The sequence below is a fragment of the Streptomyces enissocaesilis genome (assembly GCF_039533765.1).
Lineage (GTDB): Bacteria > Actinomycetota > Actinomycetes > Streptomycetales > Streptomycetaceae > Streptomyces > Streptomyces enissocaesilis.
The window spans coordinates 42,198-53,774 of sequence record NZ_BAAAUD010000053.1 but is presented as its reverse complement, the minus strand read 5'-3'; the positions used below and the strand labels follow the sequence as shown (position 1 = coordinate 53,774).

The window sequence follows — 11,577 nt, the reverse complement described above, 5'->3', positions numbered from 1 at the left end:
ACCAACCGACGACGTAAGGATCGATCGCTCGTGAGCAAGGCCCCTTCCCTCACCCTGAACAACGGCGTCGAGATGCCCCAGCTCGGTTTCGGCGTCTGGCAGGTGCCTGACGACGAGGCCGAGAAGGCTGTCGGGACCGCGATCCGGGCCGGGTACCGCTCCATCGACACGGCCGCGATCTACGAGAACGAGACGGGCACCGGAAAGGCCATCGCCTCCTGCGGTGTCGCCCGTGACGAGCTGTTCGTCACGACGAAGCTCTGGAACACGGAGCAGGGTTACGATTCCACGCTGCGCGCCTTCGACGCATCGCTGGCGAAGCTCGGCCTGGACTACGTCGACCTGTACCTGATCCACTGGCCGCTGCCGGCCAAGGACGCGTACCTGGACACGTACAAGGCCTTCGAGAAGATCTACGCGGACGGCCGCGCCAAGGCGATCGGCGTCTCCAACTTCCTTCCCGAGCACCTTGAGCGCCTGATCGGCGAGACCTCGGTCGTCCCGGCCGTCAACCAGATCGAGCTCCACCCGCAGCTCCAGCAGGAGGCGTCCCGCGCCTTCCACGCCCGGCACTCCGTCGCGACCGAGGCGTGGTCGCCGCTCGGCCAGGGCAAGGGCCTGCTGGAGGTCCCGACGGTGGTCGCCGTGGCCCGCAAGCACGGCAGGACCCCGGCCCAGGTGGTGCTGCGCTGGCACCTCCAGATCGGCAATGTCGTAATTCCCAAGTCGGTGACGCCGTCCCGGATCGCGGAGAACCTCGACGTCTTCGACTTCGAGCTGGACGCCGACGACCTGGCGGCCTTCGCCGCGCTCGACGAGGAAAAGCGTCTCGGCCCCGACCCGGCGACCTTCGACTTCGGCGCCTGACGCGGAGCCGGAACTCGGCGGCGCCTGCCGGACCCGCTCCGCCAGGCCCCGTTCGCCGTCCACCACTGCCTGGAACGCCTCGACTGCCTGAAGGAGCAAGGGATATGAGCCGGGAAGCCCGGGAGCCACGGCTCAAGGCCGTCGAGGAAGGACCGTACCGGCTGCGCAATGCCGGCAGCGGGCTGCTCCTCGAGGTGTACGGCGGCGGCAGGGGCAGCGGCGTCAACGTCCAGCAGGGCAAGGACAGCGGCGCACCGGCGCAGCAGTGGGAAGTGTCGGCCGTGCACAGCGGCGGCGGCCTCTACCACCTGGTGAACGCCGCGAGCGGCAAGCGGCTCGACGTGGCCGGGGCCTCCACCGAGAACGGCGCCAACGTCCAGCAGTGGAAGGCCAACAACTTCGGCGCCCAGGAGTGGATCATCGAGCAGCACCTGGACGCGCCGGGCACGGTCACGCTGATCAGTTACGTCAGCGGGCTGCTGCTGGAGGTCGCGGACGGCAGCATGGACGACGGCGCGAACGTGCGGCAGTGGGAGGACACCGACTCCCCCGGCCAGTGGTGGCAGCTGGAGCCGGTGATCACCCTTTAGGCCCCGTCCGCCGTCCGGTCAGACGCGGTGCGCGATGTGCAGGGTGCGCGCCCTCAGCAGGAACACGTCCGGGCGCCGCGCCAGCCCCGCCGCGTCCTGTGCGTCCAGCAGCCGGTCCAGCGTCGCGACGTCGTCGGCCGTCAGGTGTTCGGCGAACTTGTCGCGCTGCCGCGTGAAGGTCTCGACGACCGTCTCGCGCGCCGCGGCGGACAACGGCGCCGGCAGGTCGAGCAGGAACGAGCGGCTGGTGTCCGGGGTCAGCCCGGCGGCGGCCAGCAGCGCACTCCAGTCCTCCACCTCGGCCTTCGCGCCGGGCAGCGCCTCCCGCATCGCGGTGAACCACTCGCCCCACACGGCTTCCAGCCGCGCCTCCAGCCCCGGCCTGCCGATCCCGATGTCACTGCCGCCGGCACGCGGCCGGCCGGCCCCCTACAGCGGCGCGGGCGCGGCCTCGTCTTCCATCTGATTCCATCTGACGCAGAGGGGTGACGCCGGGGCGAACCGGGGAGGGAGGGGACGGGCGCCCGACCGCGTCAGCTCGCCCCGTGTCCCGGCGCGATGTCCTCGACCCGGCGCGCGAGCTCGAAGTCGAGTGCGGTGACGGCGCCTCCCGCACTGTGCGTGTTGACGGTCAGCGCCACCGTGTTGTAGCCGAGCGTCAGGTCGGAGTGGTGGTCCAGCTCCTCCTGGATCCCGGCGACATGGACGACCAGCCCGGTGGCCGCGAAGTGCGTGCCGAGCCGATACGTACGGGCGATCCGGTCGCCGTCCAGCGACCAGCCCGGGAGTTCACGGAGACGGTCCTCGATCTCCTTCTGCGACAACGGCTCAGCGGCCATGGGGAAGCTCCCTCCACGTTGTGGTGTGACCGGCCAGCCTGCCACCTTCCGGCCGGAAAGGGCGCGCGTGACCACGCGTCGGTTACCGTCTTGTCCCATGGCAACTGTCGCGGTCGACAAGGGCGTGGGCGCGCTGCTTCGCGGCTGGCGGGAGCAGCGCCGGCTGAGCCAGCTGGAGCTCGCCCTGCGCGCGGATTCGTCCGCCCGGCACATCAGCTTCATCGAGACCGGCAGGTCGCGCCCGAGCGAGGAGATGGTGCTGCGCCTGGCCGAGCACCTCGACGTACCGGTGCGGGACCGCAACGCCCTCCTCCTGGCCGCCGGTTACGCCCCCCAGTACGCCGAGACCCCGCTCGACGACCCGGCGCTGGGCGCTCTCCGGGCGGGCATCGGGCAGTTGCTGGCGGGATACGAGCCGTACCCCGCCCTCGTCGTCGACGGCTCGTACACCGTCGTCGCCGCGAACCGCGGCATCATGATGCTGCTCGACGGTGTGCCGGAGCGGCTCCTCGCGCCCCCGCTGAACGCGATGCGGCTCACCCTCCACCCCGAGGGCCTCGCCCCGCGGATCCGCAATCTGCGGGAGTGGCGCGGGCACCTCCTGGCGCAGATGGAGCGCCAGATCGCGCTGGCCAGGTCACCGGCGCTGCGCGCGCTGTACGACGAGGTGGCGGCCTATCCCGTGCCGGAGCCCGGGCCGGGAGAGGCGCGGCGCCCGGAGGATCCGCCGTACCCGTACTTCGCCCTGCCGCTCCAGGTCGAGCACGACGGCCGGGTGCTGTCGTTCGTCTCGTCGATCTCGACCTTCAACACGCCGATGGACGTGACGGTCGCCGAGCTGGCCGTGGAGACGTTCCTCCCGGCCGACCCGGCGACGGTCACGTACCTCCAGTCGCTGTCCGCCTGAGCGGGCGGCCACTCACCCCGGCCCATCGCCCCGGCCGCTCACCCCCGGGCACGCAGCGCGAGGTGCTGGAGCCCGGCGAATCCGGCGACGGTGGCGGCCTGCACCGGGATCCAGAACGCCCCGGCGGTCGTCGGCGAGAACCACAGCACGAGCGCGGCGAGACTGGCCACGGCCCACACCAGGTTGGCCTCGATGACGGCCCTGACGGGGAAGGCGGCGGGCTGCCGGCGCGAGGCGAGGTGTCCGACCCCGGCCCCGAACAGCACGAGGAACAGACCGGCTTCGAGCACCAGGACCGGCCCGACCCCGAGGAGGCCCCCGACGGGGCCGGAGGCGGCGACGTACACCAGTCCGTTGGTGGTGGTGACCACGGCGTCGAGCGCGAGGAAGCGGCGCAGCATCATGCGGGGGTCGGTGGTGCGGGACAGGTTCGCGAGCAGGGTTGCGGACATGACGCGTCAGCCTCCGTCGAGGTCGTAGTCGTAGGCGTAGTCGTACGGACTGGAAGGGAGGCCGGGGGCCGGGCGGAGTGCGCCGCCCGGTCCCCGGTGACCGCAACGATGCCGGGTCCGCGGAAGAGGGTCGATTACCTCCGGGGTAATGCGGCAGCGGGGCGCCCCTCGTATGGCATCGGGTGGAATGCCGCCGTGCGGAGGGCGTGGTGTGCTGGTCGCGGGCACGGGCCGTCGGCGCGGCGGCGGGGAGGGGCCGGACCTGTTGGCACGGAGGAGGCCCCGATGGCGATTACCGAGACGGTCGAAGCGGTGTTCAGGATCGAGTCCGCGCGCGTCATCGCAGGTGTCGCCCGCACCGTGCGGGACGTGGGCATCGCCGAGGAGCTCGCGCAGGACGCTCTGGTCGCCGCACTGGTGCAGTGGCCGGAGTCGGGTGTCCCGGACAGACCGGGCGCCTGGCTCATGGCCACCGCCAAGCACCGTGCGATCGATCTCGTACGCCGCAAGGAGACGTACGCGCGCAAGCCGGCGGAGGTGGGGCGGGCACTGGAGGACGTGCCGCCGCCCGGTCCGGGGGCCGTCGACGCCGACGGCATCGACGACGATCTGCTGCGGCTGGTCTTCACCGCGTGCCATCCGGTCCTGTCCACGGAGGCCCGGGGCGCGCTCACACTGCGGCTGCTGGGCGGGCTGACGACGCAGGAGATCGCCCGCGCGTTCCTGGCCTCCGAACCTGCCGTCGCCCAGCGCAGCTGGACCGGCTGGGCGAGCGCGAGGCGGCGAAGCGCGCCCGCGCCCAGGCCGAGGCGATCGACCGGAGGATCAAGCAGCTCATCGACGCCGAGACCAGCGTGTAATCGGCTCGTCCGCTCCACCGCACGCCGTCGCCCGCCCCCGCATCCGCCGGGAGCGGGCGATGTGCCGTCCTGCGCCCCGAAGGCGGGGTCGCTGGCTTACGATCACCGCTGACGGCTCGGTCTTCTCCGCCGACGTCCGCCCCCGCCCCATGGAGGTCAACCGTGTCCAGGACGGCCAAGGGCCACCGCGCCCGCCGCTTCCGTACCCTCACCGCCGCCGGTGCCGCGGCAGCCGGACTGTTCCTCGCCGTCGGCTGTTCCTCGGGCGACGAAGGGCCGGGCGAGGCCGCCGGCGGCGTGCCCGTGGTCGAGAAGGGCAAGCTGACCACCTGCACCCACCTGCCGTACCCGCCGTTCCAGTCGGAGCAGGGCGGCGAGGTCGTCGGCTTCGACGTGGCGCTCGTCGACCTGGTGGCGAAGAACCTCGGGGTCGAGCAGAAGATCCTCGACACGCCGTTCGAGAACTTCAAGACGGGCGCGTTCCTCAACTCCGGCGAGTGCGACCTCGCCGCCGCCGGCATGACCATCACCGACGAGCGCAAGAAGAACGTCGACTTCTCCGTGCCGTACTTCGATGCCACCCAGGCACTCCTGGCGACCAGGAAGAGCGGTGTCACCTCGCTGGACCAGGTCAGGTCCGGGAAGAAGAAGCTGGGGGCGCAGGCCGAGACGACCGGCGAGAGCTACGCCACGAGCAAGGGCTTCGACCCGGTGGCGTTCGAGAGCTCCGACGCCGTGCTGAACGGGCTGCGCACCGGTCAGGTCGACGCCGTCGTCATCGATTACCCCGTCGTGCGGGGCTGGCTCAAGGACAAGGCCAACGCCGACCAGTTCGTCCTCGGCCAGAACATCGAGACCGGCGAGAAGTACGGGTTCTCGGTGAAGAAGGGCAACACCGGGCTGAAGGCGGCCGTCGACAAGGCCATCACCGACGCCAAGGCCGACGGCACGTACAAGAAGATCTACGAGAAGTGGATCGGACCGATGCCCAAGGCCGCCCGATCGTGACCTCCCGTCTCTCCAGGCGGCAGCGGCGCCGCGTCTCGCAGGGCATCCAGTACGCCCTCTTCGTGGCGGTCCTGGTCCTGCTCGGCCTCCTGGCCGACTGGGACCGGCTGCAGAACCAGTTCGCGCAGAAGGACCTGGTCGCGGAGCTCTTCCCGGAGATCATCACCACCGCCCTGCGCAACACGGTGGTGTACACGCTCTCCGGGTTCGCGTTCGGGCTCGTACTCGGCCTGGTCGTCGCGCTGATGCGGCTGTCGTCCGTGGCCCCCTACCGGTGGGTCGCGAGCGTCTACATCGAGATCTTCCGCGGCCTGCCCGCCCTGCTGATCCTCATCTTCGTGGGCGTCGCGGTGCCGCTGGCGTTCCCGGGGACCGAGATTCCCGGCGGTACGTACGGCAAGGTCGCCCTCGGCCTCGGTCTGGTCGCCGCCGCCTACATGGCCGAGACCATCAGGGCGGGCATCCAGGCCGTGCCCAAGGGACAGATGGAGGCGGCCCGTTCGCTGGGCTTCTCGCACGCGCGGGCGATGATCTCGGTGATCATCCCGCAGGCGTTCCGCATCGTCATCCCGCCGCTGACCAATGAACTCGTCCTGCTGTTCAAGGACTCCTCACTGGTGCTGTTCCTCGGCATCACCCTCAATGAGCGGGAACTGACCAAGTTCGGCAGGGACCTGGCCAGCCAGACCGCCAACTCCACCCCGATCCTCGTCGCGGGGCTGTGCTACCTGATCGTGACGGTGCCGCTGAGCTTCGTGGTGCGCCGCCTGGAAGCCCGCGCCGACAAGGCCAAGTGAGGACGAGCAGATGCCCCAGCCCGAGATCGAGATCCGCGCCCTGCACAAGTCGTTCGGGGACAACCACGTCCTGCGCGGCATCGACCTGGAGGTCGCCCGGGGCGACGTGGTGTGCGTCATCGGGCCCTCCGGCTCGGGCAAGTCGACGCTGCTGCGCTGTGTGAACCTGCTGGAGGAGCCCAGTTCGGGCCAGGTCTTCGTCGGGGGCACCGAGGTCACCGACGACGAGGTGGACATCGACGCGGTACGCCGCCGTATCGGCATGGTCTTCCAGCAGTTCAACCTCTTCCCGCACGTGACGGTGACCGAGAACCTCGTCCTCCCCCAGCGGCGGGTGCTGGGCCGGGGCAGGGCCGAGGCAGCCGAGGTGGCCCGGGCGAACCTGGAGCGGGTCGGGCTGGCCGACAAGGCCGACGCCTACCCGGCGCAGCTGTCCGGCGGGCAGCAGCAGCGGGTGGCCATCGCCCGCGCGCTGGCCATGGGGCCCGAGGTGATGCTCTTCGACGAGCCCACCTCGGCCCTCGACCCGGAGCTCGTCGGCGACGTGCTCGCGGTCATGCGGGTGCTCGCCTCGGAGGGGATGACGATGATGGTCGTCACCCACGAGATGAGCTTCGCCCGGGAGGTCGCCGACCGGGTCGTGTTCATGGACGGCGGGGTGATCGTCGAGGAGGGCCCGGCCGCGCAGGTCGTGGGCGCTCCCCGGCACGAGCGGACCAGGAATTTCCTCAACCGCATCCTGGACCCGTCCGCCGCCGCGGCGCCGGGCTCGGATCCCGGCGTGGCCGGGCCCGCGAAGGACTGACCCGGCGGGCCCGTGGGCCGTCGGGTTCAGCGGGCCGTCGGGTAGCAGTGCGCGGGGGCCCGGGGAAGGTCAAGCTCCGGCCGCCAGGCACGCAGCACGGCCGCCGACGGTACGAAGAGGTCCTCGGGCACGTCCTCGGCCCCGAACCACTCCCACCGCACGATCTTGTGCGGCTCGGTGACGCGCGGCACGCCCGTGGCGCTCTCCAGCACCGCGGCGGCCGTGACGCGGGTGATGCCGCGGGCGCCGTCCACGAGTACGGCGACGACACGGACCGCGCCGGCGTCGGCGCGCAGCGAGGTCTCCTCCGCCAGCTCGCGCACGGCGGCCTCCTCGAAGCTCTCGCCGGGGTCGACCTTGCCGCCGGGGAGCTCCCAGCGGCCGTCGTGCGCGAGGCCCAGCAGAACACGGTCCTCGGGGCCCGCGACGACGACCCCTACGCCGGTCAGGCCGTTCGGCGCGGGGCGGGCCCGCTCGGGGCGCTCGGGCCGCTCGGCGGGGGTAGCGGGGTGGGCCGTCATGTGTGCCTCCTGGTCCGGGACGGGCGCGGGTGCCTGAGGGAGGGTAACGGGCACACGGGGCCCGGGACGGCGGGGCGCCCGCGGCACTCTCCCCTGCCCGCCCCTTCCCGCAGCCGGCGCTCCGGCCGGGCCCCGCTCCCCAGCCGCCGGAGGGCGTCCCGGGGCAAACCCTCAGGCGGCGGTCCCGGCCCTGGCCTTGCGGGCCGCGATCCACGCGTACACCAGCACTCCCGCGAACAGGAACAGCACGCCCTGGTAGACCGCCGCGTAGCCCGAACCCGCGACCAGCCACATCGAGAAGCCGAAGGCCAGGGCCGCGAGGACGGCGTCGCGGACCAGGCGGCGGCGGTCGACGCGGGCCGACCGGCCGGAGGCGAGGAAGTAGATCTGGGCGGCTGTGGACAGCAGGTACGGGACGGTGGCCGTGAAGGTCGTGACCAGGACCAGGAGCTCAAAGACACCCTCGGAGCCCACCGTGTAGTTGTAGACGGTGAGGAGCGAGGCCAGGACGGCCGTGACCAGGACGCCGGCCGTCGGGACCCCGCGCCGCTTCGTGGCGAACACGGCGGGGAAGAGGCCGTCCTTCGCGGCGGCGTACGGCGTCTGCGCGCTCAGCAGCGTCCAGCCGTTGAGCGCGCCGACCATGGACACCAGGGCGGCGCAGGCGACGGCGGTGCCGCCCCACGAGCCGCCGAACATCGCGTTCACGGCGTCGGAGAAGGGCGCCGTGGAGCCGACCAGCTCGTCGTGGGCGACGGTGCCGAAGACCGCGAGCGTACCCAGCAGGTAGATGAAGGCGGCGCCCAGCGTGCCGAGGACGGTGGCGCGGCCGACGTTGCGCCGCGGGTCGCGGACCTCGCCGGCGCTGACGGCGGCGGACTCCACGCCGAGGTAGCTGAAGAGCAGGATGGCGGCGGAGGCGGAGACGGCGCCGAGCGGGCCCTGGTCGCTCGCCTGGAACGGGCCGAGGTTGGACGGGTCGAAGAAGAAGAGTCCGCCGACGGCGACGAGCAGCAGCGGAGCGAACTTCAGGACCGTCGCCACGAGCTGGACCGCGCCGACGTAGCGCGTGCCGGCCAGGTTGGCGAGGGCGGGCAGCCACTGGAGCACCAGCGCGGCCGTGATCGTGGCGGCGACGGAGCCGTGGACGGGTATGAGGACGTCGAGGTAGCCGACGGCGGCCACCGCGAGCGCGGCGTTGGACACCCAGGTGGTGATCCAGTAGCTCCAGGCGGCGAGGAAGCCGGCGAAGTCGCCGAAGGCCTCGCGGGCGTAGACGTACGGACCGCCGGTCCTCGGGTGCCTCTCGGCGAGCCGTCCGAAGACCAGGGCGAGCGCGATCGCGCCGAGGGTCAGCACTCCGAAGGCGACCAGGCTGATGGTGCCGAAGGGGGCGACGGAGGCGGGCAGCAGGAAGATTCCGCCGCCGATGATGTTGCCCATGACCAGGGCGGTCGCCACCGGGAGCCCGAAGCGCCGGGCGTGCTTGCCGGCCTCGTCGGCGTTGCCCGCCGGGGTGCCTGTGGGGGTGACGGCGGGGGGTGGGGTGGTCAGGGTGGTCATGGGGGGTGCGCCTCTCTCCGTGCCAAAGCCCGACCATGCTCCGGTACGGGAAACAGCGCACCAAATCAGCCGGATTTATCCTGTACGGCGCCGCCGCTGACCGGAAAAGGTCCTTCCGCTTCCGTTTCTGGCCGGGGATCCTCCACCGTCGTCAGTGGCACCTGCGGCCCCTGGCACTCGCGCAGCCAGCGCCGCAGCACCCGGTGCACCTGCTCGGCCCCGGCCAGCTCCCGCCCGTCGGCGACGGGCGGGGAGAGGGTGTACGGCGAGATCAGGAAGGGCCGGGTCTGCTCGCCGCCGAGGCCGCCGTGCGAGCCGATCTGCTCCTCGAAGGCGTGTACGCGGCCGGTGTCCGGGTCGTACCAGGAGTTCACCATGATGTCGGCGGCATGGGGGAAGCCGTCGGTCCGGCGTACGGCGTCGGCGGCGCCCGGACCGAACACCGCCAGCGGCCCGGTGTCGCCCGTGCTGTCGTCGTCGAGGCGCAGCTGCGCGCCGTCGGCCCCGAGCACCAGTGCGCCGTGCTCCTCGCTCCGTACGAGCAGGAAGCCGATGCCGGGGTGGTTGGCGAGCGTCGTCAGCAGCGCGGGGTGGTGGCGGTCGATCTGCTCGCGCGTCGCCCGGCCCGCGGCGTCGGGGAAGGAGATCAGCCCCAGGTTGCCCGAGGCCAGCACCACCGGGTCGGTGCCGGGCTCCGGGCGCTCCTCCTCGTCGTCGGCCACCGGGCGGTGCAGCGCGGTCCGCACGGCGTCGCGCGCCTCCGACGCGCTGACGGTGCGCGCCGCACGGCGCGGGACGGGCAGCCCGCAGCCGGCCCTGACGAGGTTCGCGAGAGTGAGTCCGTAGGCGCCCTCGAAGGTCTCCCCCGGGCTCTGCCCGTGATCGGAGAGGAGGACGATCCGGTACGCGCGCGGGGCGTGCTCGGCGACCTTGGCTATCAGCCCCAGCGACCGGTCGAGCCGCTCCAGGACCCTCAGCGCGTCCGGGCTGTGCGGCCCGGAGTGGTGCGCCACCTCGTCGTACGCGACGAGGTCGGCGTAGACGGCGGTACGTCCGGCGAGCATGTCGCCGAGCACCGCGGCGACCACCACGTCGCGCTCGACGACGGTCGCGAAGGCCCTGATGAAGGGGTAGAAGCCGCCCCGCTTCACGCGCGGGCCCTCGCTGCGCAGCCACGCGGCGGTCGACTGGCCGATCTCCCGGGCGACCTCGGCGACGAAGGACATGACGGTGCGTACCGTATTGGCGGGGTCGGAGAAGTACGCGAAGTAGCCGGCCCGGGACCGGTTGGACCTGCCGCGCCTGGCGGCGATCGACAGGACGAGGGCGAGCTGGTCGGCGCCGCCGCTGAAGAGGTTGCCGCGGCTCGCGCCGTCGAAGGTGAGCAGTCCGCCGTCGCCGGTGCGTTCGATCGCGCGGCGCTGCATCAGGGCGGCGCTGGCGGGGCGGCTGGAGACGACGACCTCGCCGCTCTCCTTCTCGTACCAGCGGAAGGCGGGGACGTCGAAGTTCGAGCCGTGCAGGATGCCGAGCTGGCTGGCGCCGGTCTGGCTGGACCAGTCGGTGCGCCACGGGGTCAGCCGGTGGGTGGGTTCGTCACCGCCGAGCCAGGCGGCGACGGTCGGCATCAGCCCGTCGGCGACCGCCTCGCGCAGCACCTCGTGGCCGACACCGTCGAGTTGCAGGAAGAGCGTGCCGGGCAGTCCGTTGCGCCCGTCGTCGCCGGCCCGCCGGTGGCGGCGGTGGGCGAGCCGGTAGAGCCTGCGCCGGTACGCGCCGTCGTCGCGCACCGCGAGCGCCCCGGAGGTGGCCGACGCGACGGCGGACATGACGGCGGCGACGACCACGGCGGTCTCCGGGTCGGCCTCGCCGCGGCCGTCGGGGATGAGGCTGAGCGCGACGAGCAGCAGGGAGCCGTTGAGGAAGAAGGCGAGCAGGCCGACGACGAGCGCGGGGACGAGCAGCAGCGCGCGTACGGCCAGGGGCCAGACCAGGGCGCCCAGCAGTCCGAAGGCGCCGGCGCCCCAGACCGCGGTGAGCGCGACCCGGGTGATGCTGTCGCCGTTGTCGTCCTGGAGCTGGAAGTCCGGCAGGATGCCGGCGAGCGCCAGCATCGTGAGCGTCGACACGGCCCATACCGTGATCACCCGCAGCAGGGCGCCGCCCGCGCTGCCCGCACTGCGCCATCGCCCTCGGACCACGCCGTCCCCACCTCACGTTCCGGACCGCACCCGGGCCCGCTTCCCAGCCTGGCACAGCGGGACGGGGTCGCCCCGGTCGCCCGCGCCGGTGGGGGACGGCCGCGTTCGGAAGGAAGCTCAGCCGGATTCGGGCAGCAGGAAGCCCGGAGGAAAGGCGAAGACAACCA

Annotated in this window: 12 protein-coding genes and 1 pseudogene; 7 read left to right on the top strand and 6 right to left on the bottom strand. The window is 72.3% G+C overall.

Going from position 1 to position 11,577, the window contains the following annotated elements:
• The first annotated feature begins 30 nt into the window (after positions 1-30).
• Positions 31-867, top strand: a complete 837-nt coding sequence (locus ABD374_RS27545; RefSeq protein WP_344498583.1) for an aldo/keto reductase — start codon at positions 31-33, stop codon at positions 865-867.
• A gap of 104 nt (positions 868-971) precedes the next feature.
• Entirely contained in the window at positions 972-1,457 is a 486-nt protein-coding gene (locus ABD374_RS27540) for an RICIN domain-containing protein (protein WP_344498581.1), read from the top strand.
• A gap of 18 nt (positions 1,458-1,475) precedes the next feature.
• Here the strand turns inward: ABD374_RS27540 and ABD374_RS27535 are convergent, their stop codons facing one another.
• Positions 1,476-1,811 carry a hypothetical protein gene (locus tag ABD374_RS27535; RefSeq protein WP_344498579.1) on the bottom strand — a complete coding sequence of 112 codons (336 nt, stop codon included), beginning with the start codon at positions 1,809-1,811 and terminating at the stop codon, positions 1,476-1,478.
• A 179-nt stretch (positions 1,812-1,990) separates the two neighbouring features.
• A complete protein-coding gene (locus tag ABD374_RS27530) occupies positions 1,991-2,296 on the bottom strand; it encodes a 4a-hydroxytetrahydrobiopterin dehydratase (RefSeq protein ID WP_344498577.1) in 306 nt (101 codons plus the stop codon).
• A gap of 97 nt (positions 2,297-2,393) precedes the next feature.
• Here ABD374_RS27530 and ABD374_RS27525 point away from each other — a divergent pair, with 97 nt between their 5' ends.
• Positions 2,394-3,203, top strand: a complete 810-nt coding sequence (locus tag ABD374_RS27525; protein ID WP_344498575.1) for a helix-turn-helix domain-containing protein — start codon at positions 2,394-2,396, stop codon at positions 3,201-3,203.
• 38 nt (positions 3,204-3,241) lie between these two features.
• Here ABD374_RS27525 and ABD374_RS27520 read toward each other — a convergent pair whose 3' ends face one another.
• Complete coding sequence (locus tag ABD374_RS27520; protein ID WP_344498573.1) at positions 3,242-3,655, bottom strand: hypothetical protein; 414 nt, start codon at positions 3,653-3,655, stop codon at positions 3,242-3,244.
• 285 nt (positions 3,656-3,940) lie between these two features.
• On the opposite strand from ABD374_RS27520, the pseudogene ABD374_RS27515 reads away from it, so the two are divergent.
• The 4 genes and pseudogenes from ABD374_RS27515 to ABD374_RS27500 all read left to right on the top strand — a co-directional run.
• Positions 3,941-4,408, top strand: a pseudogene (locus tag ABD374_RS27515) (sigma factor); the annotation flags it as partial.
• A gap of 269 nt (positions 4,409-4,677) precedes the next feature.
• A complete protein-coding gene (locus ABD374_RS27510; RefSeq protein ID WP_344498571.1) occupies positions 4,678-5,523 on the top strand; it encodes an ABC transporter substrate-binding protein in 846 nt (281 codons plus the stop codon).
• A complete protein-coding gene (locus tag ABD374_RS27505; protein ID WP_344498569.1) occupies positions 5,520-6,320 on the top strand; it encodes an amino acid ABC transporter permease in 801 nt (266 codons plus the stop codon). The genes ABD374_RS27510 and ABD374_RS27505 overlap by 4 nt, the downstream gene beginning before the upstream one ends.
• 10 nt (positions 6,321-6,330) lie before the next feature.
• Positions 6,331-7,125, top strand: a complete 795-nt coding sequence (locus tag ABD374_RS27500) for an amino acid ABC transporter ATP-binding protein (RefSeq protein WP_344498567.1) — start codon at positions 6,331-6,333, stop codon at positions 7,123-7,125.
• Positions 7,126-7,151: 26 nt separating this feature from the next.
• On the opposite strand, the gene ABD374_RS27495 is transcribed toward ABD374_RS27500, so the two are convergent.
• The 3 genes from ABD374_RS27495 to ABD374_RS27485 form a co-directional block, all read right to left on the bottom strand.
• On the bottom strand, positions 7,152-7,646 hold the full coding sequence (locus ABD374_RS27495; protein WP_344498565.1) for a nucleotide triphosphate diphosphatase NUDT15: 495 nt from the start codon (positions 7,644-7,646) through the stop codon (positions 7,152-7,154).
• Positions 7,647-7,817: 171 nt separating this feature from the next.
• Positions 7,818-9,209, bottom strand: coding sequence for an amino acid permease (locus tag ABD374_RS27490; RefSeq protein ID WP_344498563.1), 1,392 nt, complete (start codon positions 9,207-9,209; stop codon positions 7,818-7,820).
• A gap of 65 nt (positions 9,210-9,274) precedes the next feature.
• The gene (locus ABD374_RS27485) at positions 9,275-11,410 is read right to left on the bottom strand and encodes a phage holin family protein (protein WP_344498561.1); all 2,136 of its coding nucleotides are present in this window, start codon (positions 11,408-11,410) and stop codon (positions 9,275-9,277) included.
• Positions 11,411-11,577 lie beyond the last annotated feature (167 nt).